The 26,706-nt window shown below is 67.2% G+C and carries 23 protein-coding genes, 2 tRNA genes and 1 riboswitch; of the genes, 15 read left to right on the top strand and 10 right to left on the bottom strand.

Features of this window, described 5'->3' with window-relative positions:
- Window positions 1-215: 215 nt before the first annotated feature.
- From PW843_17805 to PW843_17775, 7 genes are all read left to right on the top strand, one after another.
- Window positions 216-1,244 carry a rod shape-determining protein gene (locus PW843_17805; protein MDE1148443.1) on the top strand — a complete coding sequence of 343 codons (1,029 nt, stop codon included), beginning with the start codon at window positions 216-218 and terminating at the stop codon, window positions 1,242-1,244.
- Between the two features lie 124 nt (window positions 1,245-1,368).
- Window positions 1,369-2,247 carry a rod shape-determining protein MreC gene (gene mreC / locus PW843_17800; GenBank protein MDE1148442.1) on the top strand — a complete coding sequence of 293 codons (879 nt, stop codon included), beginning with the start codon at window positions 1,369-1,371 and terminating at the stop codon, window positions 2,245-2,247.
- Between the two features lie 8 nt (window positions 2,248-2,255).
- Complete coding sequence (gene mreD / locus PW843_17795; GenBank protein MDE1148441.1) at window positions 2,256-2,780, top strand: rod shape-determining protein MreD; 525 nt, start codon at window positions 2,256-2,258, stop codon at window positions 2,778-2,780.
- Between the two features lie 119 nt (window positions 2,781-2,899).
- The gene (mrdA, locus tag PW843_17790) at window positions 2,900-4,810 is read left to right on the top strand and encodes a penicillin-binding protein 2 (protein MDE1148440.1); all 1,911 of its coding nucleotides are present in this window, start codon (window positions 2,900-2,902) and stop codon (window positions 4,808-4,810) included.
- On the top strand, window positions 4,807-5,961 hold the full coding sequence (rodA, locus tag PW843_17785; GenBank protein ID MDE1148439.1) for a rod shape-determining protein RodA: 1,155 nt from the start codon (window positions 4,807-4,809) through the stop codon (window positions 5,959-5,961). Before mrdA ends, rodA begins: the two co-directional genes overlap by 4 nt.
- Before the next feature lie 143 nt (window positions 5,962-6,104).
- Window positions 6,105-6,180 (top strand) — tRNA-Lys (locus PW843_17780).
- 239 nt (window positions 6,181-6,419) lie between these two features.
- Window positions 6,420-6,495, top strand: a tRNA-Lys gene (locus PW843_17775).
- 39 nt (window positions 6,496-6,534) lie between these two features.
- Here the strand turns inward: PW843_17775 and PW843_17770 are convergent.
- A complete protein-coding gene (locus tag PW843_17770; protein ID MDE1148438.1) occupies window positions 6,535-8,151 on the bottom strand; it encodes a glycosyl hydrolase family 28-related protein in 1,617 nt (538 codons plus the stop codon).
- Window positions 8,152-8,269: 118 nt separating this feature from the next.
- A complete protein-coding gene (locus tag PW843_17765) occupies window positions 8,270-8,803 on the bottom strand; it encodes an acyloxyacyl hydrolase (protein MDE1148437.1) in 534 nt (177 codons plus the stop codon).
- A 388-nt stretch (window positions 8,804-9,191) separates the two neighbouring features.
- Here PW843_17765 and PW843_17760 point away from each other — a divergent pair, with 388 nt between their 5' ends.
- The 3 genes from PW843_17760 (at window position 9,192) to PW843_17750 (ending at window position 12,746) form a co-directional block, all read left to right on the top strand.
- Window positions 9,192-10,820 carry an AAA family ATPase gene (locus PW843_17760; protein MDE1148436.1) on the top strand — a complete coding sequence of 543 codons (1,629 nt, stop codon included), beginning with the start codon at window positions 9,192-9,194 and terminating at the stop codon, window positions 10,818-10,820.
- A gap of 158 nt (window positions 10,821-10,978) precedes the next feature.
- Complete coding sequence (locus tag PW843_17755) at window positions 10,979-11,848, top strand: universal stress protein (GenBank protein MDE1148435.1); 870 nt, start codon at window positions 10,979-10,981, stop codon at window positions 11,846-11,848.
- A 295-nt stretch (window positions 11,849-12,143) separates the two neighbouring features.
- The gene (locus PW843_17750; protein ID MDE1148434.1) at window positions 12,144-12,746 is read left to right on the top strand and encodes a YajG family lipoprotein; all 603 of its coding nucleotides are present in this window, start codon (window positions 12,144-12,146) and stop codon (window positions 12,744-12,746) included.
- A 234-nt stretch (window positions 12,747-12,980) separates the two neighbouring features.
- On the opposite strand, the gene PW843_17745 is transcribed toward PW843_17750, so the two are convergent.
- Complete coding sequence (locus PW843_17745; GenBank protein MDE1148433.1) at window positions 12,981-13,325, bottom strand: hypothetical protein; 345 nt, start codon at window positions 13,323-13,325, stop codon at window positions 12,981-12,983.
- A 170-nt stretch (window positions 13,326-13,495) separates the two neighbouring features.
- Complete coding sequence (gene pepN / locus PW843_17740) at window positions 13,496-16,177, bottom strand: aminopeptidase N (GenBank protein ID MDE1148432.1); 2,682 nt, start codon at window positions 16,175-16,177, stop codon at window positions 13,496-13,498.
- A 195-nt stretch (window positions 16,178-16,372) separates the two neighbouring features.
- On the opposite strand from pepN, the gene PW843_17735 reads away from it, so the two are divergent.
- From PW843_17735 to PW843_17725, 3 genes are all read left to right on the top strand, one after another.
- On the top strand, window positions 16,373-17,008 hold the full coding sequence (locus PW843_17735) for a hypothetical protein (GenBank protein ID MDE1148431.1): 636 nt from the start codon (window positions 16,373-16,375) through the stop codon (window positions 17,006-17,008).
- Window positions 17,008-17,697, top strand: a complete 690-nt coding sequence (locus PW843_17730) for a hypothetical protein (GenBank protein ID MDE1148430.1) — start codon at window positions 17,008-17,010, stop codon at window positions 17,695-17,697. Before PW843_17735 ends, PW843_17730 begins: the two co-directional genes overlap by 1 nt.
- Before the next feature lie 66 nt (window positions 17,698-17,763).
- Window positions 17,764-17,876: riboswitch (SAM-I-IV-variant riboswitch) on the top strand.
- Window positions 17,877-17,923: 47 nt separating this feature from the next.
- Window positions 17,924-19,012: a low specificity L-threonine aldolase gene (locus tag PW843_17725; protein ID MDE1148429.1), complete on the top strand. Its 1,089-nt coding sequence runs from the start codon at window positions 17,924-17,926 to the stop codon at window positions 19,010-19,012.
- Window positions 19,013-19,073: 61 nt separating this feature from the next.
- Here the strand turns inward: PW843_17725 and PW843_17720 are convergent, their stop codons facing one another.
- Window positions 19,074-20,771, bottom strand: coding sequence for a methyl-accepting chemotaxis protein (locus PW843_17720; protein MDE1148428.1), 1,698 nt, complete (start codon window positions 20,769-20,771; stop codon window positions 19,074-19,076).
- Window positions 20,772-21,323: 552 nt separating this feature from the next.
- Here PW843_17720 and PW843_17715 point away from each other — a divergent pair.
- Together PW843_17715 and PW843_17710 are read left to right on the top strand one after the other, a co-directional pair.
- Window positions 21,324-22,043: a hypothetical protein gene (locus PW843_17715; protein ID MDE1148427.1), complete on the top strand. Its 720-nt coding sequence runs from the start codon at window positions 21,324-21,326 to the stop codon at window positions 22,041-22,043.
- Window positions 22,044-22,056: 13 nt separating this feature from the next.
- Window positions 22,057-22,632, top strand: coding sequence for a hypothetical protein (locus PW843_17710; GenBank protein ID MDE1148426.1), 576 nt, complete (start codon window positions 22,057-22,059; stop codon window positions 22,630-22,632).
- Window positions 22,633-22,822: 190 nt separating this feature from the next.
- Here PW843_17710 and PW843_17705 read toward each other — a convergent pair whose 3' ends face one another.
- The 5 genes from PW843_17705 to sufD are packed head-to-tail and all read right to left on the bottom strand — an operon-like array spanning window position 22,823 to window position 26,697.
- Window positions 22,823-23,161, bottom strand: a complete 339-nt coding sequence (locus PW843_17705; protein MDE1148425.1) for an iron-sulfur cluster assembly accessory protein — start codon at window positions 23,159-23,161, stop codon at window positions 22,823-22,825.
- A gap of 27 nt (window positions 23,162-23,188) precedes the next feature.
- Complete coding sequence (locus PW843_17700) at window positions 23,189-23,578, bottom strand: SUF system Fe-S cluster assembly protein (protein MDE1148424.1); 390 nt, start codon at window positions 23,576-23,578, stop codon at window positions 23,189-23,191.
- 5 nt (window positions 23,579-23,583) lie between these two features.
- Window positions 23,584-24,054 carry an SUF system NifU family Fe-S cluster assembly protein gene (locus PW843_17695; protein MDE1148423.1) on the bottom strand — a complete coding sequence of 157 codons (471 nt, stop codon included), beginning with the start codon at window positions 24,052-24,054 and terminating at the stop codon, window positions 23,584-23,586.
- Entirely contained in the window at window positions 24,054-25,319 is a 1,266-nt protein-coding gene (locus PW843_17690; protein MDE1148422.1) for a cysteine desulfurase, read from the bottom strand. Before PW843_17690 ends, PW843_17695 begins: the two co-directional genes overlap by 1 nt.
- A 4-nt stretch (window positions 25,320-25,323) precedes the next feature.
- Entirely contained in the window at window positions 25,324-26,697 is a 1,374-nt protein-coding gene (gene sufD / locus PW843_17685) for a Fe-S cluster assembly protein SufD (protein ID MDE1148421.1), read from the bottom strand.
- Window positions 26,698-26,706: the final 9 nt, after the last annotated feature.

The raw sequence follows: 26,706 nt of genomic DNA, 5'->3' as shown, positions 1-26,706 counted from the left end.
CGGGGTGGGTGCCCGGCTGGCCCGGAACCGCGCCCGTGACCCGCGTCGCAATGCCGTGCTGCGAAAAATCGGCGACCCTTGGCCTTTCTAGGCTTGAGCGGCCTAGCGATTCTGTTCTATGCAACCCCTATGGCGGTGCGATGGTCGCTTCCTTAGCGAAGCGGCACGGTACGCAGGGCCACTTCCCGCAACCCACTAACCGATGTCCTACGAACTTGCTTGGCATTTTCTCCGCCGATATGGCGATCGACCTCGGCACGGCCAATACGCTGGTCTACGTCAAGGGTCGCGGTATTGTCCTGAACGAACCGTCCGTCGTCGCGATTGCGAACGTGCGCGGCAAGAAGCAGGTCTTGGCTGTCGGTGACGAGGCCAAGCTGATGCTTGGCCGCACGCCGGGCAACATTCAGGCCATCCGTCCGTTGCGCGATGGCGTCATCGCCGACTTCGAAGTTGCGGAAGAAATGATCAAGCATTTCATCCGCAAGGTGCACAACCGTCGCAGCTTCGCCAGCCCGCAGGTCATCATCTGCGTGCCGTCGGGCTCCACCGCCGTTGAGCGCCGGGCCATCCAGGAATCGGCCGAGGCTGCCGGTGCGCGCCGGGTCTTCCTGATCGAGGAACCCATGGCCGCCGCCATCGGCGCCGGCCTGCCGGTGACGGAACCGACGGGCAGCATGGTGGTGGACATCGGTGGCGGCACCACCGAGGTGGCCGTCCTGTCGCTGGGCGGCATCGTCTATTCCCGCTCCGTCCGCGTGGGCGGCGACAAGATGGATGAGGCCATCATTGGCTACATCCGTCGCAACCATAACCTTCTGGTGGGCGAAGGCTCGGCCGAGCGCATCAAGAAGGAAATCGGGTCCGCTTGCCCGCCGGAAGACGGTGAGGGCCGGGTGATGGAGATAAAGGGCCGCGACCTGATGAACGGGGTTCCCAAGGAACTCATCATCAGCGAACGCCAGATCGCCGAGAGTTTGGCGGAACCCGTGAGCCAGATCATTGAAGCGGTGAAGGTGGCGTTGGAGCATACGGCTCCGGAACTGGCCGCCGACATCGTGGACAAGGGCATCGTGCTGACCGGCGGCGGCGCCCTGCTGTCCAATTTGGATTTCGTGCTGCGTCATGCGACCGGGTTGCCGGTGTCCATCGCCGACGATCCGCTGTCCTGCGTGGCACTGGGTACCGGCCGTGCGCTGGAAGAGATGAAGACCCTGCGTAACGTGCTGATCAGCATGTATTGACCAAGGCCCCCGGGACGCCCACATGGCGTCCTGGGTATGTTGGGTAGGGACCGGTGCGCTTTCGTAACGAAAGTTGTCGTGACGAAACGGGTGCCGGCTTCCTGTAGCGGGATGGGGACTGCCTGTGAAGACGCGCAGCGGCGGCACCGCTCTCAGGATCGCGGCACCCATGAGGGCGCTGCTACAGCGATTCTCGTTCCTGCTGATGGTGCTGGCCGCCATCGGGCTGATGATGATGGCCCGGGTCGACCCGGTGTTCATCGACAGCGCCCGCGCCCGTGTCACCGACGCCTTCGCCCCCATCCTGGGTTTCATCGCCCGCCCCGCCGGGGCCGTGGCCAGCGTGCTGGAATCCGCCCGCCAGCTCAGTTCCGTCTATGCCGAGAATGAGCGCCTGCGCGAGGACAACGCCCGCCTGCGGCAGTGGCAGCAGACGGCCCTGCGGCTTGAGGCCGAGAACAACTCCCTGCGCGGCCTGCTGGCCTACAAGCCCGACCCTGCGGCCTCCTACATCACCGCCCGTGTCATCGCCGATCCCGGCGGTGCCTTCGTCCGTACCCTGGTGGTGATGGCGGGGCAGCGCGACGGCGTGCGCCGGGGCCAGGCCGCCATGGCCGGCCAGGGCGTCATCGGCCGCGTGGTGCAGGTGGGCGAATGGTCGTCCCGCATCCTGCTGGTCACCGACCTGAACGCCCGCATCCCGGTGGTGCTGGAAACCACGCGCCAGCGCGCCATGCTGTCGGGCGACAACTCCGACCAGCCGCGGCTGATGTACATCCCGCGCGGGGTGGAGCCGACGGTGGGTGAGCGCGTGTTCACCTCCGGCCACGGCGGGCTGTTCCCCGCTGGCCTGCCGGTGGGCATCGTCGCCGCCACCCATGATGGGGAGACGCGGGTGACGCCCATCGTCGATCTGTCGCGCATCGAGTATGTGCAGCTGGTCGATTTCGGTATTCCCGGCGGACTGGCGGCCGAGGCGGCCCAGCCCGGCGCGATGCAGTGAAATCCGCCATGGCGGTTGGCGGTTGGCAACGGCTGGACCAGGCCGGACGGCATCTGGTGCCCTTCTGCGCCACGGTCGCGTCCATGCTGCTGGGCATGACGCCCCTGCAATTGCCTGATTATTCCTTCGTGGCGCCGCCCCTCACCTTGATGTCGATCTACTACTGGGCGATATATCGGCCGGACCTGTTGCGGCCGCTGCTGGTGTTCGGCATCGGCGTGCTGCAGGATCTGCTGGGCGGGTCGCCCCTGGGCATGAGCGCGCTGGTCTTCATCCTGGCCTATTGGCTGGTTTTGACGCAGCGGCGGTATTTCCTGGGGAATTCCTTCCTGTTCCTGTGGTTTGGATTCGCCCTGGTGGCGGTCGGGGCCGGCGTGGTGCAGTGGCTGGCCTACAGCCTGATGACCGTGCATCTGGTCGGGGCCATGAGTGCGGCGGCCCAGGCCGGCCTGGCCATCGTGGTGTTTCCCATTCCGGCCTGGTGCTTCAGCAAGCTGCACCGCGGCCTGCTGAGCGGCGGGACAGCCACGTAATTCCAGCGGCATGGGCCAGCGTATGCCGCTGCAGGCTGCGACCGCAGCCGCCGGATGTCGGCGTCCGGCGATTGAGGGGGCATTTGAGAATGCCCCGCGTTTAAGAGGTTTCTTAGGGCATGTTCAACGCGATCGACAGGGACGCCGAGCGCCAGCGCGTCATGAACCGCCGCACCCTGGTGCTGGGCGGGCTGAAGGCGGCGGCGCTGTCCACCCTGGCGGCGCGCCTGTATTACCTCCAGGTCATTGAGGGCGATCACTACACCACCCTGGCCGAGGACAACCGCATCTCGCTGCGGCTGCTGGCGCCGTCGCGCGGCATCATCGTGGACCGCAGCGGCGTGCCCCTGGCGGTGAATGAGCAGAACTTCCGCGCCGTGCTGGTGTCGGAACGCACCGACGACGTGGACGAGACGCTGGACAAGGTGGTGAAGCTGCTGCCGATCAGCGACGCCGACCGCCGCCGCGTGCTGCGCGACGTGGACCGCCTGCGTTCCTTCGCGCCGGTGACCTTGCGTGAGAACCTGACCTGGGACCAGGTGTCGGCCATCGAGGTCAACCTGCCCGACCTGCCCGGCGTGTCCATCGAGGTGGGGCAGGTGCGCTCCTACCCCTTCGGGGAGCAGGCGGCCCACATCCTGGGTTATGTCGGCGTGGTGTCGGAGACGGAGTTGCAGAACGCCCGTGACCCGCTGCTGTCGCTGCCGGGCTTCCGCATCGGCAAGAGCGGCGTCGAACGGTCGCACGACATGGCGCTGCGCGGCACCGCCGGCACCAGCCAGCTGGAGGTCAACGCCGTGGGCCGCGTGGTGCGCGAACTGGCCCGCAACGATGGCCAGCCCGGGCACCAGGTGACCCTGACCATCGATGCCAAGCTGCAGTACTACGCCCAGCAGCGTCTGTCGGAACACCCCAGCGCCGCCGCCGTGGTGCTGGACGTGAACACCGGCGGCATCCTGGCGCTGGCCTCGCACCCCAGCTTCGACCCCAACCAGTTCGCCATGGGCATCCCGCAGGATGTGTACGACGGCCTGATCAAGAATGAGGCCTCGCCACTGACCAACAAGGTGGTGGCCGGCCATTACGCCCCGGGCTCCACCTTCAAGCCCATGACGGCGCTGGCGGGGCTGGAGGCGGGGGTGGACCCGACGCACCGGGTGTTCTGCTCTGGGTCCTACGATTTCGGCGGCCATACCTTCCACTGCTACAAGAAGGGCGGCCACGGCTCCGTCGACATGTTCGACGCCATCCGCTGGTCCTGCGACGTCTATTTCTACGACCTGTCGCGGCGCATCGGTGTTGATCGCATCGCCGACATGGCGCGCCGCTTCGGCCTGGGCGACAAGACCGGCCTGGACCTGCCCGGCGAAAAGGGCGGCATCATCCCCGACACCAAGTGGAAGCGCCGCACCTATAAGGAAAATTGGTACGATGGCGAAACGTTGAGCGTCGCCATTGGCCAGGGTTATGTCCTGGCCACGCCTATCCAGCTGGCGGTGATGTGCGCGCGCCTGGCCAACGGCGGCAAGGCGGTGCAGCCCCACCTGACCAAGGCGGTGGAACAGGAATCCGCCGAACAGACCAACTGGCCCGACATCGGCGTGAAGCCGGAATTCATCCAGCGCGTCCTGGCCGGCATGGCGGGGGTGACGTCGGCCGGCGGCACGGCCTACGCCGCCCGCATCACCCAGCCAGGCATGGAGATGGGCGGCAAGTCGGGTACCGCCCAGGTGCGCCGCATCACCATGGCGGAGCGCAACGCCGGCCTGCTGAAGGCCGAACGGCCGTGGAAGGACCGCGACAACGCCCTGTTCATCGCCTTCGCCCCGGTGCAGGCGCCGAAATATGCCGTCGCCGTCATCGTGGAACATGGTGTCGCCGGCGGTGCCGTGGCCGGTCCCATCGCCCGCGACCTCCTGCTGGAGGTGCAGCTGATGGAGGCCGCGCGGGCCCAGCAGGCCGATGCCGGCACGGCGGCGCCCGCCGACGGCACTCAGACCACTTCTGCCCCCAGGGGAACCCCGCGATGATCAATCTCGACATGGGATTGGACCCCCAGTCCAACATGAGCCTGGGGGAAAAGCTGGGGCAGATCAGCTGGAGCCTGGTGCTGCTGATCACCCTGGTCGCCTGCGTCGGCTTCGCCATGCTCTATTCGGCGGCCAACGGCAATTTCGACCCCTGGGCCACACGCCAGATCATGCGCTTCGGCGTCGGCCTGGTGGTGATGCTGGTGGTGGCGCTGATCGACATCCGCATCTGGCTCAAATTCTCCTATTTCCTGTACGGCATCGCCTTCTTCCTGCTGATCGTGGTGGAGGTGATGGGCCATGTCGGCATGGGCGCGCAGCGCTGGATCGACCTGGGCTTCATGCAATTGCAGCCGTCGGAACTGATGAAGGTGACGCTGGTGATGGCGCTGGCGCGCTATTTCCACGGCGCCACGCTGGAGGACAGCGGGCGCATCACCTTCCTGATCCCGGCGCTGGTCATGATCATCGCCCCGGTGTGCCTGGTGCTGTTGCAGCCCAACCTGGGCACCTCGCTCATGCTGCTGATGGTGTCGGGCGCCATCTTCTGGCTGGTGGGCGTGCGGCTATGGAAATTCGCGCTGGTCATCGGCAGCGTGCTGGCCGCCATCCCCATCATCTGGCGCTTCATGCACGACTATCAGAAGAACCGGGTGATGACCTTCCTGAACCCGGAGAACGACCCCCTGGGCCACGGCTACCACATCATGCAGTCCAAGATCGCCTTGGGCTCCGGCGGCATGTTCGGCAAGGGTTTCCTGATGGGCTCGCAAAGCCATCTGAACTTCCTGCCGGAAAAGCAGACCGACTTCATCTTCACCATGCTGGCGGAGGAGATGGGCATGGTGGGCGCCCTGGTGTTCCTGGCCATGTACACGCTGCTGCTGGTCTACGGCTATGTCATCGCCATGCGTTGCCGCCACCAGTACGGCCGGCTGGTGGCCATGGGCCTGACCGTGAACCTGTTCCTCTACATGTTCATCAACATCGCCATGGTGATGGGCCTGATCCCGGTGGTGGGCGTGCCCCTGCCGCTGATCTCCTACGGCGGGTCCTCCGCCCTGACGGTGATGACCGGCTTCGGCCTGCTGCTGTGCGTCCATGTGCACCGCGACGTGCGCATGTCGCGCCGGGGCATGAGCGACTTCTGATGCGTGTGCGGACGGGCAGGGGCGCTATGTCGGGCGCCTTTGCATTTTTCTGTCGACAAGCGCGTTCCAGGGCCGTATGAAACCGCCCTCACCGGGACGCAAGATCCGGCGGCCGGCGCTCTCGGGCGGCGGCATTGAGGGGCGGGTGCATAGCTCAGTTGGTAGAGCAGCTGACTCTTAATCAGCGGGCCCAAGGTTCGAGTCCTTGTGCACCCACCACTCCTCTTCCCCCTGGAAATTCGACGTGATCGCCCTAGCCCTCGGCTGGGGTTTTTGTCATTGGCTGGTCTCGTGTCGGGCGCGCGCGGCCGCATGGGTGCTATTCGACCCGGCGTCGCGCCAACGCGTTTTTCCTGTCATTTTTCTGTCGACAAGGCCGGCCCGGAACGCTAAAAAGCCGCCCTCACCGGGACGCAAGACCCGGCGGCCGGCGCCCTCGGGCGGCGGCATTGAGGGGCGGGTGCATAGCTCAGTTGGTAGAGCAGCTGACTCTTAATCAGCGGGCCCAAGGTTCGAGTCCTTGTGCACCCACCACTCCTCTTCCCCTGAAAATCTGAACGCCTGAGGCGCCCGTCAGTTCTCGACGGTGGAAACCTGCGCCGTGCAGGTGACGCTTAGGCCCTTTGATCCCGCCATGGTGAAGGCCATGCCGCCGTTGCGGCTGTCGTTGCCGATGCCCAGCGTCCAGCCCTGGCCCACGGGGCTGGCGGCCATTTGGCCGTGGCGGCCCGTGCCGCCGTTGTCGGTGGTGTGGCGGATGGCGAAGCTGGCCGGCCCCTTGGCCCGGGTGGCGTAGCCGCCCACGTGCCAATAGGCGAAGTCCGCCGTGGTGGCCGACCGGCAATTCACCTGGATATCGTAGGACAGCGACGCCTCATCCGGCAGCCAGATCATGGTCGCCGGGGTGGGTTTGCCTTTGCCGTCCACGGTCATCGCGGCGGTGGCGCCATCAATGCTTTTCCCCACCATGGTCAGCGTCTTGTTGTAGGGGAAGTTGGTGTTGGCGATCTGGTTGCCGCGCACCTCGCCCAGGGTCCACAGCGTGTCCGTCGAGATCGTGACCGGGTTGGGATAGGCGCGCGGATAGGTCTGTTCGATGCCGTAGGCGGTGTTGGCCGTGATGGCCGTATGGCCGTTGATGACGATCTGGGCGCTGGGATCATCGATGCGGATGCCGGAATGGGTGCCGGCCGACGTGCTGCCGATGAAGGTGTTGGTGAACACCAGGACCGAACTGTTGGGGGCGGAGACGACGTGGACCGCGTTGCCGCCCTGGGTGGCGATACTGGATCCCACCCATTGCCATTGGTTCAGGCCGCCCAGCGGCGTGTCGATGACGATGTTGTCGGCGGTGCTGGTGTCAAAATAACAGCCTTCGCCGAAGGTGGCGCCCTTGTTGGGGGTCGCGGGGTCGTCGTTATTGTCCACCCGGAAATTGTTGAGACTTTCCGACATGGTGGATTGGGAGCAGGTGAAGCCCGCCACGCCGCCGGCGAAATGCAGCGCCGTGCGGCTGAAGCGTAGATTGGTCAGGTGGATCAGCGTATCGACGCTGTGGGCCAGGCGCAGCCCGTCCTGTTGCGCGCGAACCTGCACGTTTTCCAGATGCAGGTTCGAATGGTCCGCGAAAACGCCGTTGTAGTGCCGGTTGCCGCCGCCATAGGCGTAGAGCAGGTCGTTGTTGGTATCCACATTCTCAAACAGCACATCCAGGACGTTCTGGAGGTGGAACGTGTAGCCGCTGGTCTTGGTCACCGCGGGGAAGATGGTGAAGTCGCGGAAGACATAGTTGTAGGTGGCGACCGTCGTTTCCGGCTTGGCATCATCGCCGACGAAGACCTCATCCCCGGTGGCCGAGGTGGGCTCCAGGAAGGTGACCATGCGGCCCTGGCCGATCCACTGGGTCCCCGTCCCCTTCAGGGTGATGGTGCCGCTCCACCGGCAATGGCCGGCGGGCCAGATCATGGCGGTGCCGGGGCGGGCCGTGATCGCCCGGGCGATGGCGCTGGCATTGTCCGTCGCGCCGTCGCACACGACCCCGTAATCGGCAAGGTAGGTGTAGGGCAGGCGCCGGCTCATCATCGCGGCCGCACTTTCCTCGACCCGTTTGTCATCTCCCCGGGCGGGAAGGGCGGATTGCAGGGCCATGACCAGGACGGCGGCGGCAAACGCGACACGAGATGACTTCACAGGGCGACCTCCATGATGCTTCCGCCCCGCTACTGTACCCGCCGCGCGACGCGGTACGCCGAAATGCAAAAGGGCGCCCGAAGGCGCCCTTTCGTATAATCGGTCGCGGCGTCGCCGCTTACCAGCCGCCGAACAGCCAGCCGGTCGGGATGTGGTAGTACAGGGTCACGATCTCGGAACCGGGGTTCACGTCGCCGATGCCGGCGTTGGAGATGTGGCCGAACGACAGGCCCAGGCGGCTCTGGTTCTCGAACTTGTACGAGATTTCGGCGGTGGAGCGGAATTCCACCCAGCTGCCCTGGTTCTTGCCGGCACCGGTGCCGAAGACGCCAACGCCGATATTGGGCGTCAGGGCGAAGGAAGAACCCAGCGGGATGTCGAACAGGATGCCGCCGACGCCGTACGCGGCACCCTGGCCGGTGAACTCACCGCCCACCCAGGGGCTGATCCGCATCCAGCTCAGCGAGAAGATGGAGGTGTTGGGACGATACTCGACACGGTAGTCGGTCGTGTTGTGCTTCGGACCGGTCCGCAGCACGTCATACTCCCCGATGCCAAGGCTCAGGAAGCTGGGAGTGTCCTCGGCGAAGGCCGGTGCCGCGGCTGAAATCAGCCCCAACGCCAATACCGTGGACTTCAAGAGACGCCGCATCACGACCGCAATCCTTATTAAGAGTTTCGAGGATGATTCCCGAATAGCTCAGGCAACTCAACGTCCAAAGCGGTAGGCGCTACCTTTTGCCTCGCATATCCGCCCACTGTTGCGAATAAGCGACAAGTTCGACGCATGGGCGCCAAAACGGGCATCCTGCACACGCATAAGGAATCCCGCGCCGGGCCAGGCCGCCGTCTTATGGCCCCAGGCCGGTTACAATTTCATGAAGAAGGCGCCGAAAGGCGCAATGCCCGCCAATCATATGGTTTCGCGCCTGCACAATTATCAAGGGCATAGGACACAAGGCAGGGAGCCTGACGCGGGACGTATCGAAAAAGCGCCGGGGAAGTGATCGCCTGTCACAAAGCGCCGCTAGAATAAGGACATGGATGTCTGTCCGGCGCCCGCGACCCAGTCCCTGGTGGACCAGGCCGCCGTGATCGCCCTGCTGGGTGATCCGGCGACCCATCAGGGTTTGCCGGTGGATCGAATCGACACCGACGGCGCCATCATCTTCCTGGCGGGGGACCGGGCCTACAAGCTGCGGCGTGCCGTCCGCTTCCCCCATCTCGACCTGTCCACCCCCGACCGCCGCCGCCGTGCCGCCCTGGCGGAGGTGTCGGTCAACCGGCGCATCGCGCCGGGCCTGTATGAAGGGGTGCTGGCCGTCGTGCCGGGGCCCCACGGCCGTCTGACGCTGGCGGCGTGGGATGCCGGCAGTGGTGCCGTGGCCCTGGACTGGGTGGTGGTGATGCGCCGCTTCACCGAATCCGGCCTGTTCGACCGCCAGGCGGAGGCGGGCCTGCTGACCCGTGATGCCATGCGCGTGGTGGCTGACGCCGTGGCCGCCCTGCATGAGGGGGCGCAAGCCGAGGGTGTCTTGGCACCGGTGCCCGGCCGTTCGCCCGCCGGGGGCACGGATGCCGTGCGCGCCACCGTCGTCGGCTGCCTGGGCGCGCTACGCCAGCATCCCGACCTGTTCGAGGCCGTCCTTCTGGATCGGCTGGAACGCGGCCTGATGGCCACCATCACCCGCCAGGAGTGGCTGATCGAGCGCCGCCGCCGTTCCGGCTATGTGCGGCCCTGCCACGGCGATTTGCATCTGGGCAGCGTCTGCCTGTGGAACGGCCGGCCCACGCTGTTCGGCGCCAGCATCCTGCTGGACGGCGGCGCCGCTGCGGAGGGTCAGGCCGGGGACGGCGACTTCGTCGGCAGCCCGCCGGTGATCGATGTCTTCCACGATCTGGCCTTCCTGCTGATGGATCTGGAACATCGCCGGTTGCGGCCCTTCGCCACCCTGGTGCTGAACCGTTATCTGGAACAGACGGACGATTTCGCCGGCCTGGCCCTGCTGCCCCTGTTCATCAGCCTGTGCGCCGCCACCCGCGCCCACGTGACGGCCAGCACCGCCGTCAGCCGCCGCACCGCCGGCGCGTCGCTGCGGCGGGAGGCCGCCTCCTACCTGGACCTGGCGCTGGCGGCCCTGGCACCGCGCGCGCCGCGCCTGATCGCCATCGGCGGCCTGTCGGGCACGGGCAAGTCCACCCTGGCCCGCATGCTGGCGCCGGATGTCGGCCCCCTGCCGGGCGCCGTCATCTTGCAGTCCGAGGCGCTGCGCCGCCGCCTGCTGGACGCGCCGGAGGAGGGCGAACTGGGCCAGGACGGCTACAGCGAAACCGTTACCGCCCGTGTCTATGGCGAAATGGCGGGCCGCGCCGGCCTGGTGCTGGAGGCCGGGCACGCCGTCGTGGCCGATGCCGTTTATGCCCGTGCCGACCAGCGCCACGCGCTGGAGGCGGTGGCCCACGGTGCCCAGGTGCCCTTCCTGGGCCTGTGGCTGGTGGCCGACCAGGATCAGGACGGCGGTCCGGCCCCGGTCCGCACCGGCGCCGACGTCATGGCCATCCGTGGCCTGGGTGAGATGCGCTGGGACATCCTGTCGGTGCGGGGCGCCGTGGCGGACGTCGCCCGCCGCCTGCTGAGCCAACTGGCCGGGTGGCGGACGGACGCGTGACTTGCCCCGGGGCGATGACGGGGCGCAGACTTGAGCCACCTCAATGCGGGCGGCCGCCCAAATGGTGAAGCTTCTCCACGATGTGCCGGCCGTCCTGGCCGATGCCGCCCGCGCCGCCCCCGGCGGCGGGCCTTGAGAGATGACGGGAGAACCAGGCCATGTCCTACCGGAAAATCCTGACGGTGCTGACCGGCGGCGCCGGTGACCGTGCGGCGCTGGACGGCGCTTTCGCCCTGGCCCGGCCGGCCGGCCACGTCGTGGGCCTGGTGCCCAACCCCGACCCGCGCGACGCCGTGCCCGCCCTGGGCGAGGGCGTCTCCGGCGCCCTGGTCGAGCAGATCATGACCATGGTGGAGCAGGAATCGGTCGCCCATACCGCCAAGGCCCAGCGCGCGTTCGATGCCGCCGCCGCGGCGGCCGGGGCGGTTCCGGCGGAAGCGGCGCCGGGGCCCGGGGGGCTCAGCTGCCGGTTCCTGGAGGATATCGGCGATCAGGAGGATGTGGCCGTCACCCAGGCGCGCCTGGCCGACGTGACCGTCATGGCCCAGGTGAGCGAGGCCAACGGTGGTGAGGCCCTGCTGATGCTGGAGGCCATCCTGCTGGACAGCGCGCGGCCCCTGCTGGTGGTGCCGCCCGCCTTCCAGGCCGGCGCCTCTTTGGGGCGCCGCATCGCCATCGCCTGGAACGGCAGCCGCGAATCGACCCAGGCCGTGGTCCAGGCCCTGCCGTTGCTGAAGGCGGCGGACAGCGTGCACATCATCGCCTGCCAGACGGCCAAGACCGACGGGGCCGTGGGCCGCGAACTGGCGGACTACCTGGCCTGGCAGGGCGTGCATGCCCAGGTGCGGCAGCCGGCGGCCAATGGCCAGGCCGTGGGCGCCGTGCTGTTGGCGACCGCCGCGGCGGTGGAGGCCGACACGCTGGTGCTGGGTGGTTACGGCCACAGCCGCCTGCGCGAGATGATCCTGGGCGGCGTCACCCGTCATGTGCTGAACAACGCCACCATCCCGGTGCTGCTGGCGCACTGACAGTGCCAAAGGAGGCATGACCCTAGGTCGGATGCGCCACATGTGGCGTTTTGTCGCAATCTGTCGCGGTAGGCCGTCCGGCTAGGGGGCAGGCCACGATTTCCCGGAAAATCCATAGGGCTAAGGGGGGATCGACCTGTTGCGGCCCCGGATTTCGGAAGATTCCCCCGGTGCGCCGTTAACGCATTAATGTATCAGAACATTGCAACTGAACTGCGCGGGATCCATACCCCTTGGGTCGGCCTTTCCAGAGGCCGGCGCTATCAAACGAGGGGGTTAAATGTATAGGTCCGTCATGGCGTTGGCCGTTGTATCCCTGCTGGGTGGCTGCGCGCTCAGTGAAGACGTCGCGACCATCAAATACGCGCCGACCCAGGCTGAGGCGGTGGCCGGGGCGAAGCCTGTCGGGCTGACGGTGGTTGACGGCCGTACCGCCGACCGCAACCGCATTTCCGCGAAGATCAACGGCTTCGGCACGGAAATGGCGGCCATCCGCTCCGACAAGGATGTGCCGAGCGTGGTGAAGGATGCCCTGACGGCGGAATTCGAGGAGCGGGGCTTCCACGTCGAAGCCCATGGTCTGGCCGTTACCGTGACCATCAACCAGTTCTACAACCAGTACGGTGCCGGCCTGATGTCCGGCACGGCCAATGGTGACGTCAACCTGACGGTCGCGGTCGCTGACGCGGGCGGCGCCAGCCTGTTCAGCCAGGCCTATGACGGCACGGTCAAGAACACCATCATGATGGCCAATGGTTCCAACGCCGCCGAATCCCTGGTTGGCGCCATGAACGACGCCGTGAAGAAGATGTTCGCGGATCCGGCTTTCGTCGCCACCATCACCGGCAAGAAGGCCCCGGTCACCGCCGGTGCGTCTCCGGCGTCGCCCACCAGCTGAGGCGGCACCATCCGGTGGGGCGCCAGGTTGTCGCCCCACCGGATCATGGCTGGTTAGCGTCCCGGTTAACGTTTGGGCTGGACGGCGGCGGGGAAGGCCTGCCGGCAGGTCTGGTCGGCGAAAGCCTCGGCCATCTGTCCCACGGCGCCGCTCAGCCCCGCCGCTGCCAGAACGCCACCGCCGCCGACGGATCGGTTGATGTCATAGTCGCCGACCAGGGCGCCGGAGGTGGGATCATACAGTTGTACGGAACCACGGACGACCTCGGCGTCGCCCAGAAAGATGGTCCTGGCCGCGTTCTTGGTCCTTGAAGCGGGCCACGCGGGCCTCCAACCGAAGGGGATGGGTTCCCGTGGCGCATTTCTTCAGATCCGTTTGCAGGGCCTTTTGCAGTGCGTCCTTGAACTCCGGCGGGCTGTCGGGAGGAAGCGCCTTGATCTCTATGTCGGAAATGAAGGCACCCGTCGCGATGTCGGCCGACAAGGGTTTCACCGCCTCGCTTGAACTGTAGGGAACGCAAGCGGAAAGGGAGGCCATGGTAATTGATAAAATAAGTGCGTTAACGTATTTGTGATTCATGAATTCCTCTGCGTTTAATTATTAAATATAACTCTCATATGTTCCGCATATTTCCAAGTTAAATTACAATCGACGTCTTATTTCTGTGAAAGTGGCGCACAAATTAAAACAGGCACCCATGATTACTTCATGGATGCCTGCTTATTTCAGTGCTTTGACCCAGTGTGCCTTCAGCCGGCCAAGCTCTTGGACGCGATCTCATAGACATCGGGCGACAGGCCCTTGCTGCCGATGATGCGTTCCAGGGCGGCCTTGGCATGGGCCTGGCGTCCGGCATCGTAGGGGCGCCAGCGGGCCAGCGGTTTCACCATGCGGCTGGCCACCTGCGGGTTCAGCCGGTCCAGGGTCAGCACCGTGTCGGCCAGGAAGGCGTAGCCGCTGCCGTCGGCCGCGTGGAACTTGGACTGGTTGGCGGTGAAGCTGCCCACCAGGGCGTAGACCTTGTTGGGGTTGCGGATGGCGAAGGACGGGTGGTCCAGCAGGGCCCGCACCCGGTCCAGCGTGTCCGCCCGGTCGCTCAGGGCCTGCACCGCGAACCACTTGTCCATCACCAGCGGCTCGCCCTTCCAGCGGTCGGCGAAATGGGCCAGGCAATCGGCCCGTTCGGCCATGTCGCTGTCGGCGATCAAGGCCAGGGCGGCGATGGCGTCGGTCATGGCGGTCGCCCCCTGGTACTGCGCCAGGCACAGGGACCGCGCCGGCGCGTCGTCCAGGGCCATCAGATAAGCCAGGGCCGCGTTCTTGCACGCGCGGCGGCCCATGGCGTCGGCGCTGATGGTGAAGGCGCCGTCGGTGCGGTTGCCGTCGTAGGTCTTGCGGAAAGCGCCGTTCAGTTCCCGCGCCAGGGTGTGGCGCAGGGCCAGGCGGGCGGCGTGGATGCCGTCTACGTCGATCAGGGGCCGTTGCTGGCCCAGATAGGCCTCCGTCGGCAGGGCCAGCGCCAGGGCCGCGAACAGCCGGTCATCCGCCGCCCTGGCCAGGGTCTGGCCCACGGCGTCGATATAGGCCCGGGGCGCCTGGGCCGTGCCGCTCTGGGCGCGGGCATCGACATCCGCCAGGATCAGGCGCGTGGCCAGGGTCTGCCCCGCTTCCCACCGGTTGAACGGGTCGCTGTCGTGGGCCATCAGGAAGGTGAGGGCCGAATCGTCGTGCGGGAAGGACAGGCGCACCGGGGCGGAGAAGCCGCGCAGCAGCGACGGCACCGGCGGCTGCGTCACCCCGGTGAAGGTGAAGGTCTGCTCGGCCTCGGTCAGGGCCAAGGTGCGGGTGGTTCCGCCCGGCGCCGCTTCGCCCTCCAGGGTCAGGGGCAGGTCGGCCCCGCCGGGCCCCACCAGGCCCAGGGCCACGGGGATCACCATGGGCTGCTTGTCCGGCTGGCCGGGTGTGGCCGGCACCGTCTGGCGCAGGGTCAGGGCGTAGGTGGCGGTGGCCGGATCGTGGCGGCCTTCGCCGGTCACCACCGGCGTGCCGGCCTGGGCGTACCAGCGGCGGAACTGTGCCCATAGCGGGTCGGCCGGCGTGGCGCCGTTGGCCTCCACCATCGCGGCCAGGAAATCGTCGGTGGTCACCGCCTGGCCGTCATGGCGGGCGAAGTACAGGTCGATGCCCTTGCGATAGCCCGCGGTGCCCAGCAGGGTGCGGTACATGCGCAGCACCTCCGCCCCCTTCTCATAGACGGTGGGGGTGTAGAAGTTGCTGATCTCGATATAGCTCTCAGGCCGCACGGGATGGGCGGTGGGGCCGGCATCCTCGATGAACTGCCCCTGGCGCAGGCGCTGCACATCCTGGATGCGCTTCACCGGGGCGGAGTTCATGTCGGCGGAGAATTCCTGGTCGCGGAAGACGGTCAGGCCTTCCTTCAGGCTCAGCTGGAACCAGTCGCGGCAGGTGACGCGGTTGCCCGTCCAGTTATGGAAGTACTCATGCGCCACCACCGTCTCGATACCGAGGAAGTCGGTGTCGGTGGCGGTTTCCGGCTGCGCCAGGATGTACTTGGTGTTGAAGACGTTCAGGCTCTTGTTCTCCATCGCGCCCATGTTGAAGTCGGACACGGCGACGATGTTGAAGATGTCCAGGTCATATTCCAGGCCGTAGACGTCCTCGTCCCACTTCATGGATTTCTTCAGCGATTCCATGGCGTGGCCGCACTTGGCCTCGTTGCCCGGCTCGACATAGATGCGTAGCGCCACGTCGCGGCCGGACCGGGTGGTGAAGCGGTCCTCAATGTGCACCAGGTCGCCCGCCACCAGGGCGAACAGGTAACAGGGCTTGGGCCACGGATCCTCCCACCGCGCCCAATGGCGGGCGGGGTCGGCGTTGGTCGCACCGCTGGCCACCAGGTTGCCGTTGGACAGCAGCACCGGATAGCGGGCCTTTTCCGCCTCGATGGTGGTGGTGTAGCGGGCCATCACGTCCGGACGGTCCAGGAAATAGGTGATCTTGCGGAAGCCCTCGGCTTCGCACTGGGTGCAGTAGTTGCCGGAGGATTTGTACAGCCCCTCCAGCGCCGTGTTGTCCTGCGGCCGGGTGCGGGTGGTGATCTCCACCGTGGCGGCGTCGGGCAGGCCGGTCAGGGTCAGATGGTCGGGCGTCAGGGTGTAATCGTCGGGGCCCAGCAGGCGGTTGTCCACCCGCACGGCCAGCAGCTCCAGCTCCTGCCCATCCAGGGCCAGGGCGGCCGTACCCTGGGCGGCGGGGTTGCGGCGCACCGCCAGGGTGGCGCGGATGGTCGCCGCCTCTTCCCGCAGATCGACATGCAGGTCCACGGTGTCGATCAGCCACGCCGGCGGCGTGTAGTCGGCAAGGTGGATGGCGTTGGGCGGGGTGGGGGCCGTATCCAGGCGGCTGTCCATGGCGATGTTCCTGACGGGGGAAAACAGGGGCGGCCGCCAGGATAATGGCCGGTGACCGGGGCTTTCCAGGCATTTCCGGAGGGCGGGCCTGCCCAGACGGCTTACAGGGGTATTTTGCCGCTGAGTTCCTGGTTTATTGAATGTACTATCGGGGGTTGAGGCGTGGGGCCTCGGGAAGAGCCGGGACGGGGCAGGGTGCAGGTCGCGCAATCGGATATGGTGGTGCTGTCCATCGCGGGCGCGGTGCTGGCCGCCGTTGGCCTGCTGGAAGTGCTGCGCCTGGTCATCACCGACATCTATGAGTGGGCGGCCAAGTACCGCAGCATCCAGTACGAGACCCAGCAGGCCCGCCGCACCACGGAAAAGCTGTGGTCGCAGAACCGCGCCGCCACCATCCTGCGTGAGCGCCAGAATTCCGAACGCTTCCGCCTGAACACCATCCTGCACCGCATGGAACAGGAGTGTGAGGATCTGGAACGCCGCCGGGTGGAGGTGTGGCATGAGGTGGGGGAGGCCACGCTGGACGACCAGCTTTACCTGGCCGACCTGTACAACCGCACCCTGACCGACCGCGCGGCGGCGGGGGTGGAGGAGATCTGCCCCCTGTGGCGCTATACCCACCGGGTGCGCATCTGGGGCGGCAATGAGCGGCAGGCCCGGTCGCGGCTGCTGCTGGCCTTCAATCCCAAGGATGGCTTCAGCATCGGCAATCTGCGCGCGGCCCAGGGCTTCAAGGCGGTGGCGGAGGCCGCGGCGGCAGGGCCCGGTGCCGCCCAGGCGCGGCTGGTGCGGCCCCACACGGCGGGCACCCATCGCCGCCTGGTGCGCTGATGCTGGGCGGCTATACCAACCTGAACTTCGCGGTGTTCATGGTGCTGGCCATCGGCGGCGCCTTCCTGGCCTTTTCCGTCCGCCGCATCCTGAACCAAATCCGCCGGACCGAACGGCGCATCGCCGCCGCGGTGGATGAAAAGAACGCCGCCGCCGCCGACCTGCGCGTCGCCCGCCAGCAGGAGGAACAGTTGGCCGCGGCCCTGGCGGAAGGGGGGACGGCCCTGCGCGACATCGCCCAGAAGACCGATGAGGTGCAGGCCCGCATGGCGGTGCTGCGCCAGGCGGTGCCCCGGCCGCTGAACCTGATCTCGCCGGCCTGGGTCCAGGGCGACCAGCTGTTCGAGGCCCATCTGCGCGCCCAGGGGCCGCGCGCCCTGGACCGCCGGTCGGGCGGCCCGCTGCGGGGCTTGGGCGAGGCCGGCATCGTCCACGGCTATGCGGCCAACGAGGCCGATTTCCGCACCCTGGTCACCCACCGCCTGGCCGCCGCCGGCTACACCATCAGCGGCGTCCTGCCCATCGCCTTGGCGGACACGGCGGCGGCATTGCCGCTGGCCCTACCATCCCCGGCGCAGGCGGACGCGGGCGACGCGCCGCCGTCGGAAGCGGTGGAACCACCGCCCGCCCGCAAGTCTCTGCCGGTGCGCCCGCCGGCGGTGGTCGCCGGGCCAGCGCCGACCGGCTGACCCTTGGCAACGCTGCCCTGTCTTTCACCGGCCTTGCGTCCGCATCGGCCGTGGGGTATCACGCCGGCCATGCATCAAGAGTTGGGCGGACGCCCAACGCCAACCTGCCAAACCCGGCAAGGTGGCGCTTCCCCCCGTGGGGGAAGGATGTGGCCGATCCGGCAATGAACGGGATACAGCCACCTCGTCCGTCCGCTCTTGAGAGAGACCACGAGGGGTTGCCTTCATGAGCATCGATCAGTCGTCCGCCGGCCACCAGAATGCGGCCCGCCAATTCGCCGAGCAGCAATTCGCCAGCGACAATTATTCCGGCGTCTGTCCGGAGGCCTGGGCCGCCATGGCGGAGGCCAACGTGGGCCACGCGGCCGCCTATGGCGAGGATGTGTGGACGGCGCGCGCGGCCGACGCCTTCCGCGACCTGTTCGGCACCGCCTGCGACGTCTTTTTCGCCTTCAACGGCACGGCGGCCAATTCCCTGGCCCTGGCCTCGCTCTGCCAGTCCTATCACAGCGTCATCTGCTCGGCTTCCGCCCATGTGGAGACGGATGAATGCGGCGCGCCGGAGTTCTTCTCCAACGGGTCCAAGCTGCTGGTGGCGCAGACGGCGGACGGCAAGCTGACGCCGGACGCCATCCGGGCGCTGGCCACCGGCCGGTCCGACATCCATTTCCCCAAGCCGCGCGCCGTCACCATCACCCAGCCCACGGAAACGGGGCAGGTCTACAGCCTGGAAGAGATCCGGGCGATCTCCGCCGTGTGCCGTGAGCTGGGCCTGCGCCTGCACATGGACGGGGCCCGCTTCGCCAACGCCTGCGCCAGCCTGGACTGCACCCCGGCGGCGATGACCTGGGAGGCCGGCGTGGATGTGCTGTGCTTCGGCGGCACCAAGAACGGCATGGCGGTGGGCGAGGCCATCCTGTTCTTCGACAAGGCGCTGGCCGAGGATTTCGATTACCGCTGCAAGCAGGCGGGGCAGCTGGCGTCCAAGATGCGTTTCCTGTCCGCCCCCTGGGTGCGGGTGCTGGGCAACGGCGCCTGGCTGCGCAACGCCCGCCACGCCAACGCCTGCGCCCAGCGCCTGCTGGCGGGGTTGGCGGGGGTGGCCGGCGTCAACCCGATGTTCCCGGTCGAGGCCAACGGCGTGTTCCTGCAGGCGCCGGCCCCTGTGCTGGACGCGCTGCGGGCGCGCGGCTGGCGCTTCTACACCTTCATCGGCGGCGGCGCCCGCTTCATGTTCGCCTGGGACAGCGATCCCGCCCGCGTCGACCAGCTGATCGCCGACATCCGCGCGGTCGCGGTGGCGCAAGCCGCCTGATGAAACGATGACGCCCGGCCTTTGTGGGGCCGGGCGTTCGGGTCGTTATCGGGTGAAGGGGTCAGGCAGTCCGCAGCACTTTCAGGAACTCATCCACCTGGGTGCGCAGGGCGCCGGCGTCGCCCGCCAGGCGGCCGGCGGTGCCCAGCATCTGGGTGGCGGCCCCGCCGGTGTGGGTCGCGGCCTCCGTCACGCCGGCGATGTTGGTGGAAATCTCACTGGTGCCGGCGGCCGCCTGCTGGACGTTGCTGGCGATTTCCCGTGTCGCGGCACCCTGTTCCTCCACGGCGGAGGCGATGCCGGCCGCGATCTCGTTGATGCGGGTGATGATGCCCGCGATGCTGCCGATGGACGCGGCGGCATCGCCGGTCGCCGCCTGGATGGCGCCGATCTGGGCGGCGATCTCGTCCGTCGCCTTGGCGGTCTGGTTGGCCAGGCCCTTCACCTCCGCCGCGACCACGGCGAAACCCTTGCCAGCTTCACCCGCCCGTGCCGCCTCGATGGTGGCGTTCAGGGCCAGCAGGTTGGTCTGGCCGGCGATGGTGGAAATCAGGGTCATCACCTCGCCGATGCGGTTGGCGGCATCCACCAGCGAGGCCACCTGCGCCTGGCTGCGCTCAGCCTCCACCACCGCCTCGCCGGCGATGCGGCTGGAATGGGCCACCTGCTGGCCGATCTCATTGATCGACGCGGTCAACTCCTCCGCCGCGGCGGCGACGGTGTGGACGTTCTGCGAGGCCTGCTCCACCGCGGCGGCGGCGGACGTCACCTGCACCGAGGTCTGTTCGGCGGTGGCGGACAGGGACTGGGCCGCCTGTTGCATCTCGGTGGACGATGCGGTGACCCCATCGACCACGCCCAGCACGGTGCGTTCGAAATCGCCCGCCAGCCGCGCCATCGCCTGGCGTTTCTCCACCTCGGCCCGGGCCTTGGCCTCGGCCTGTTCGGCCTCCAGCCGGCGGACGGCCAGGGCGTTGTCCTTGAACACCAGCAGGGCACGGGCGAGATCGCCCACCTCATCCTTGCGGTCGCCGCCGGCGACGGCCGTTTCCAGCTGGCCGTCGGCGATGGCGGTCATGGCGTGGGTGACGCGGCCGATGGGACGCACGGTCAGGAAGATGACGATGGCGCCCATCAGGCCGGTGGCGGCACCCAGGCCCGCGATCGCCATCCAGATCAGGGTCGCGCCCAGCTTGTCCGCCAGGTCGGCGGCATCCGCCTTGCCCTTGTCCATTTCCACCCGGTTATGCTCCACGCGCGCCTTGAATGCGGCCAGCGCCGCCTGCCGGGCATCGCGGGCGGCACCCATGGAGATTTTGCTGCCTGTGGCACTGTCGCCCTTCAGGGCGGCCTGGATGGAGGCTTCGTTCGCCGTGGCGTAATCCTGCACCAGCTGCTTCAATTGCTCATTGGTGGCGCGGCGCTCGGCAGCGTCGGACAGCGCGATCAGCTTGTCGGCGTCGCTGATGGCGATCGCCAGCTCGGCGCGATAGGTCTGTTCGTATCGAGCTTTATCAGCGGCCGTTTCCACCAGCAGGATGTTCTTGGCGGCGACGGAACTGGCGTTCAGCGCGCTTTGCGCGTCCAGGATGGTGGTCAGTCGCGCGGCGGTCGCGTCCACCAGGTGCGCCGTGTTCCGCTCCAGCCGGCGCAGGCCCGTCTCGGCGAGTGCCACGAGGCCGATCGCCACCGCGATCATCAGGGCCACGGGCAGGGCAAGCTTGTGCACAAGCTTGAGGTTGGCGAACCAGCGGATCATCGGTATCTCCACATTCGGATAGGGCGGTCTATGTGCGACACTGTGTCGCGACCCCCTTAACCGATCCTTAACATGTGGAAATGTGACAAAATATTAATGGAAACCGATCTTACATATCTTTCGTATAGGATCGGCCATTGTGAGAAATTGTGGGAATGCTCCACCTTGCGGGCACAATCATGGCCCGATTAGATTGCATGTGACTTAAGTGGATCCTAAAGGGGACTCCCAGGGGTTTGAAGCGTAACTCAAACTACTGTGCGGTCAGCGCGCCAATAAGATTGGTGCCTTCTGATGTCTTCTGACTTCCATGGATGCGTCGCGGGCGCCGGGCTTCGCGCCCGCTGTGGCTGGGGGCGGGCCTGAGGTTGGCACATTCGTTGCTGTGGCCTTCACCGATGCATCCAGGGTAAGGCGCGGGTTTGCGTGTGGGGCAGGTGCGGGTACGGATATTTTCGCGCCCCTCCTTGCCGCCGGCCCCGTCTAACCGGAAGCGCGATATTCATTTCTGACCGATCCGGGGGCCTGGTGCAGTTGGATAAATCAGACCTTGTGGTTCTGGCCATCGTGGGCGCCGTCGTGGCGGCCATGGTGCTGCTGGAATTGCTGCGCCTCATCATCGGCGACCTCTATGAGTGGATGGCCAGCCACGCCAAGGTCAAGGGCGAGATCCAGGAGATCAAGCGGACCACGGAAAAGCTGGTGGCGGCCAACCGGGAGAACGGGCGGCTGCGCGATCAGCGCACCGCCGTGCGCTTCCGCCAGTCCACCGACCTGCAGCGCCTGGAAAAGGAGTGTGAGCAGTTCGAGCAGCGGCGGGTGGAGGTGTGGCACCGCCTGGGCGAGGCGCCGGCCAAAGGCCTGTCGCTGTACGTCGCCGAGATCAACAACAACGCCTTGAGAAACGGCGTGGTGTCCGGAATCAACGCCATCTGCCCACTTTGGCGGCACGTCAACCGGGCGCGGATCTGGGCCCGCAACGACCGGGATGCGCGCACCAGTTTGCAGCAGGAATTCGCCCTGGCCGACGGTTTCTCCATCGACAATCTGCGCCAGGCCGCCCAGCCCACGGCCGCACCGGCGGCTGGAAAAGCCACGCTGGGCCAGACCGTGCCGGCACCGGGCCCCGCCTTCGAGGCCGGGCTTGGCATGCCGTCCACGCCGCCCACCCCCTCTGACGGCCGCTTCACCGCTGCGCCCCCGGCGGGTGCGGATGTTTCCAAGGCGGGTGCGCGCCCTGTGCCCGGTCTCACCCGGCCCACTTCGCGATGAGGGAGATGCGACCATGCTGTTGATGGACGCCTTCGCCGACGCCTATGCCAACCCCAGCCCGCTGCATGTCGGTGCCTTGGCCCTGGGCGGGGCGGCGATGATCTATTCCCTGAACCGGGTGATCACGGAAATCCGCAAGACCGAGCGGCGCGTCACCGCCGTGGTCGAGGAAAGGAACAAGGCCGCCGCCGCCCTGCGCGCCGCACGCCAGCAGGAAGGCCAGATCAAATCCGCCCTGAAGGAAGTGGAAGAGGAGTTGGTGGAAATGACCGCCCGGACCAGCGAGATCGAGACGCGCAAGAACACGCTGCAGCAGGTGATTCCCCGCCGTTTGAACCTGGTGTCACAGGCGTGGTCGTCGGGCGATACGCTGTTCGAGGCGCGCGTCAGCCCCATCAGCGGGGCGACGGATGGCGGCGGCGGGGGCACCAGCCTGGTCCATGGCTACGCCGGCAGCGCGCGGGAATTCAATAACCGGGTCATCGCCCGCTTTCCCAGCACGACCCACGTGGTGCTGGATGTCACCGCCATCGACCTGGATGCGCTGGACATGGCGGTCACCAACCTGGATGCCGCCAACGCTTCCTGAGGGGGCGGAAGAACCTTTACATCAGCGGCACGAAATTTTGATCGTGCCGCCGTAGGCCCCGACTGGGGCCGCCGGAGCTTTCCGGGGAGCCAAAGGCGGACCGGGAAGCGAGGAAGCCCAAGCGACCGGATGGTCGCGCCCGGCGCCTGAGGGACGGTATTTGAACGGTCACGTTCAAATACCGTGCGTATTAAACCGTGAAGCTTTCGCCGCAGCCGCAGCGGCCCTTCTCGTTCGGATTGGTGAAGACGAAGCCCGACTGGAACTTGTCTTCCACGTAATCCATCTGCGTGCCCAGCAGGAACATGGTGGAGGCGGGGTCCAGCAGCAGGGTGACGCCCTTCTCTTCCACCACCTCCTCGAACGGCTTCTTGGCGTCGGCATATTCGACGAAGTAGCTGAGGCCGGAGCAGCCGCGTGCCTTCACGCCGACGCGCAGGCCCACGGCCGGCGTCTCGCGCTGGCCCATGATCTCCTTCACGCGCTCCGCGGCGGCGTCGGTCAGGCTCATCGCCTTGGGGCGTTCCATCTTGCTCATGACTTCCGTCTCCACCGATTAGAACATGTTGAGGGCGACGCGCGCCTCATCCGACATCAGGCTGGGGTTCCAGGCCGGTTCCCACACCAGGTTCACGGTGACGTCCTTGACGCCATCGACCGACCCGACGACGCCCTGCACCTGGCCCGGCATCTCCCCTGCCACCGGGCAGCCGGGGGCGGTCAGGGTCATGTCGATCTGCACCTGGCCTTCCGCGTCGATGTCACAGCGGTAGATCAGGCCCAGTTCATAGATGTTCACCGGGATTTCCGGATCGTAGACGGTGCGCAGGGCTTCCGTCACCCGGTCGGCCAAGGGCGCGTCGGGGGGCAGCCGTTCATCCTCGGGGATGATGGCGGGTTCCTGCAAGGTCACATCCGGCGCGATGGGGCGTTCGGCTCCAGACATCTCGCTTACTCCGTCGTCGTCTTTTCGTCGCCATGGATGGCGGCGTGCATGGTGTGCCAGGCCAGGGTCGCGCACTTCACGCGCATGGGGAATTCCCGCACGCCCGACAGCACGTCCAGCTTTTCCACCGCTTCCGGGTCCAGCGGCCCATGGTCAGTGTGCTCATGGTCGTCCTTGGTGCACATGTCGTGGAAGTGGCCGAACAGGGCCTCGGCCTCCACCTCGGTCTTGCCCTTCAGCGTCTCCGTCATCAGCGACGCGCTGGCCTGGCTGATGGCGCAGCCGCGCCCGTCGAAAGCCGCGTCCTGGACCAGGCCGTCCGGCCCGATCAGCAGGTAGACGTTGATCTTGTCGCCGCACAGCGGGTTTTCGCCCCGGGCCAGCCGGTTGAAGGCTGCCGGCTTGCCGAAGTTCCGCGGGTTCTTGCCATGGTCCAGGATCACTTCCTGGTACAGGTCGCGCAGGTCGTCGAACATCAGTTGAAGAACTCCCTCACGGCGCGGACGGCATCCACCAGGGCGTCGGCCTCGGCCTCCGTGTTGTACAGGGCGAAGCTGGCGCGGGCGGTGGCGCCCACGCCGAAACGCTCCATCAGCGGTTCGGCACAGTGGCGACCCACGCGCACGGCCACGCCCGCCCGGTCCACCAGGGTGCCGATGTCGTGCGGGTGCACGCCATCGATGGTGAAGGACAGGATGGCCGCCTTGTTGGGCGAGGTGCCGATGAGGCGCAGGCCGTCGATGGCCTGCAGCTTTTCCGTGGCATAGGCCAGCAGGCGCTGCTCATGCGCGTGCACCGCGTCCATGCCGATGGCGGTGACGTAGTCGATGGCTGCACCGAAGCCGATGCCCTCCACGATGGGCGGCGTCCCGGCCTCGAACCGGTGCGGCACCTCGCGGAAGGTGGTCTCCTCGAAGGTCACGGTCTGGATCATGTCGCCGCCGCCCTGGTAGGGGGGCATGGACTCCAGGATGTCGGCCTTGCCGTACAGCACGCCGAAACCGGTGGGGCCATACAGCTTATGCCCGGTCATGACGTAGAAGTCGGCGTCGATCGCCTGCACGTCCACCGGCATGTGCACGGCGGCCTGGCTGCCGTCGAACAGCACCCTGGCGCCGGCGGCATGGGCCATACGGGCGATCTGCGCCGCCGGCGTCACCGTGCCCAGGACATTGGACCCATGGGTGACGGCCACCAGCTTGACCTTGCCGCTTTTCAGCATGCCTTCCAGCGCGTCCAGATCCAGGGTGCCGTCGTCCAGCACCGGCGCCACCTTGATGACGATGCCGGTGCGGCCGCGCAGCAACTGCCACGGCACGATGTTGGCGTGATGCTCCATCACGCTCAGGATGATCTCATCCCCCGCCTTCAGGTGGGCGCCGCCCCAGCTGCTGGCCACCAAATTGATGGCCTCGGTGGCGCTGCGGGTGAAGACGATGGTGTCGGGCGAGGGCGCGTTGAAGAATTTGGCAGTCTTGACGCGCGTGGCTTCATACAGGTTGGTTGCCACCTGCGACAGGTAATGCACACCGCGATGCACATTGCTGTAGTCGTGCGCCATGAAGTTGGCCATGGCGTCGATCACGGCGCGCGGCTTCTGCGCGCTGGCGGCGTTGTCCAGATAGACCAGCGGCTTGCCCGGACGGCCCGGCTTCTCATGCACCAGGCGCGTCAGGATGGGGAAGTCCTGGCGGACTTTCTCCACATCATACGGGGCGTTGCTCAAGACGCGGGTGTCCATGGGATCACTCCTCCGTTGCCGCCGTATCGACGGCGATACCGGTCAGGCGGCCGATGCGGTCCTGGATGCGGGCGGTGGCGAAGGCGCGCAGGGTCGCGTCGCTGATCTCGTCCGCCACCTCATCCAGGAAAGCGGCGATCAGCAAGGCGCGGGCGGTGTCGGCGGGGATGCCGCGGGCCCGCAGGTAGAACAGCGCCTCCTCGTCCAGCTCGCCGGCGGTGGCGCCGTGGCTGCACTTGACGTCGTCGGCGTAGATCTCCAGTTCCGGCTTGGCGTCGATCTCGGCGGTGTCGGACAGCAGCAGGGCGCGGTTCAGCTGGTGGCCGTCCGTCTTCTGCGCGTCGGGCCGCACGATGATCTTGCCCTGGAACACGGCGCGGCCACGGCCGTCGATGACGCCCTTCACCACCTCACGGCTGGTGCAGTTGGCGGCGACATGGTCGATCAGGCTGGTGAAGTCGGCCAGCCGGCTGCCGTCCACGCCATAGGCGCCGGAAACGCGGGTGCGGGCGTTCGACCCTTCCAGGCGGACCTGCACGTCGGTGCGGGCCAGCCGCGCGCCGGTGGTCAGCACGAAGGTCTCATAAACGGCGGACGCCGCCACCGTGGCGGTGATGGATGCCAGGTGCAGGGCGCTCTCGCCCTCTTCCTGGAACTTGGCGTGGCGCAGGGTGGCCCCTTCGCCGACACGGATGGCGGTCACCAGGTTGGCGAAGGTGGCGCCGCCACCCCGGGCCACGTGATGCTCCGCCACCGTCACCTCGGCGCCGGCGGCCACGTCGACCAGCACGCGCGGGTGCCAGGCGCCGTCGGTCGCGGTGGCGACGAAGACCAGTTCCACCGGCTGCGCCAGCTTCACGCCCTCATCGACCGTCAGCACGGCCCCTTCCGCCAGGAAAGCGCTGTTCAGGCCGACCAGGCCGCCGGACTGGCCACGGCCGGGATTGGGGCCGACGCGCAGGCCGGTGTCGGCCTTGGGGACCGGGAACCGGTCCAGCACTTCCGCCGCGTAGGCCGGGGAGGCCTCGATCTGGCCGCGCAGGCTGTCCAGGGTCACACCCTCGGGCAATTCACCCACGGCGGACAGGGCGGCGCTGAACACGCCGTCCACGAACACCAGGCGATGGGTCTTGCCCGGCGCCACGCTGGGCAGGTCGAAGTCGGTGTTGGCGGCGCTCTGGGCGGGCGCCAGGCTGACGCCGGCCAGGTCGCGCAGGTTGGTGTACTTCCAGCCTTCCACCTTGGGCGTGGGCACGCCGTCGGCGACGAAGCGGGCGTAGCCGTCGGCCCGCAGGCGGTCGATGCCGGCGGCACCGGCACCCGGCAGCGCGGGGCTCAGCGTCTCGTACAAGTCTTTCAGGGTGGCGATGGCGGCCATGGCATCGAT

This window comes from Azospirillaceae bacterium (assembly GCA_028283825.1).
GTDB lineage: Bacteria > Pseudomonadota > Alphaproteobacteria > Azospirillales > Azospirillaceae > Nitrospirillum.
The sequence above is the reverse complement of the archived record's forward strand: the minus strand, read 5'-3'. Positions and strand labels throughout refer to the sequence as shown.

What these genes read in the sequence shown, in the direction of transcription:
- PW843_17690 (MDE1148422.1), bottom strand. Translation starts at nt 25,319, where the DNA reads ATGGACACCCGCGTCTTGAGCAACGCCCCGTATGATGTGGAGAAAGTC.
- PW843_17695 (MDE1148423.1), bottom strand. Translation starts at nt 24,054, where the DNA reads ATGTTCGACGACCTGCGCGACCTGTACCAGGAAGTGATCCTGGACCAT.
- PW843_17725 (MDE1148429.1), top strand. Translation starts at nt 17,924, where the DNA reads ATGAGCATCGATCAGTCGTCCGCCGGCCACCAGAATGCGGCCCGCCAA.
- PW843_17700 (MDE1148424.1), bottom strand. Translation starts at nt 23,578, where the DNA reads ATGTCTGGAGCCGAACGCCCCATCGCGCCGGATGTGACCTTGCAGGAA.
- PW843_17720 (MDE1148428.1), bottom strand. Translation starts at nt 20,771, where the DNA reads ATGATCCGCTGGTTCGCCAACCTCAAGCTTGTGCACAAGCTTGCCCTG.
- sufD (MDE1148421.1), bottom strand. Translation starts at nt 26,697, where the DNA reads ATGGCCGCCATCGCCACCCTGAAAGACTTGTACGAGACGCTGAGCCCC.
- mrdA (MDE1148440.1), top strand. Translation starts at nt 2,900, where the DNA reads ATGTTCAACGCGATCGACAGGGACGCCGAGCGCCAGCGCGTCATGAAC.
- PW843_17750 (MDE1148434.1), top strand. Translation starts at nt 12,144, where the DNA reads ATGGCGTTGGCCGTTGTATCCCTGCTGGGTGGCTGCGCGCTCAGTGAA.
- PW843_17755 (MDE1148435.1), top strand. Translation starts at nt 10,979, where the DNA reads ATGTCCTACCGGAAAATCCTGACGGTGCTGACCGGCGGCGCCGGTGAC.
- PW843_17710 (MDE1148426.1), top strand. Translation starts at nt 22,057, where the DNA reads ATGCTGTTGATGGACGCCTTCGCCGACGCCTATGCCAACCCCAGCCCG.
- PW843_17760 (MDE1148436.1), top strand. Translation starts at nt 9,192, where the DNA reads ATGGATGTCTGTCCGGCGCCCGCGACCCAGTCCCTGGTGGACCAGGCC.
- mreD (MDE1148441.1), top strand. Translation starts at nt 2,256, where the DNA reads ATGGCGGTTGGCGGTTGGCAACGGCTGGACCAGGCCGGACGGCATCTG.
- PW843_17745 (MDE1148433.1), bottom strand. Translation starts at nt 13,325, where the DNA reads ATGAATCACAAATACGTTAACGCACTTATTTTATCAATTACCATGGCC.
- PW843_17765 (MDE1148437.1), bottom strand. Translation starts at nt 8,803, where the DNA reads ATGCGGCGTCTCTTGAAGTCCACGGTATTGGCGTTGGGGCTGATTTCA.
- PW843_17730 (MDE1148430.1), top strand. Translation starts at nt 17,008, where the DNA reads ATGCTGGGCGGCTATACCAACCTGAACTTCGCGGTGTTCATGGTGCTG.
- PW843_17705 (MDE1148425.1), bottom strand. Translation starts at nt 23,161, where the DNA reads ATGGAACGCCCCAAGGCGATGAGCCTGACCGACGCCGCCGCGGAGCGC.
- rodA (MDE1148439.1), top strand. Translation starts at nt 4,807, where the DNA reads ATGATCAATCTCGACATGGGATTGGACCCCCAGTCCAACATGAGCCTG.
- pepN (MDE1148432.1), bottom strand. Translation starts at nt 16,177, where the DNA reads ATGGACAGCCGCCTGGATACGGCCCCCACCCCGCCCAACGCCATCCAC.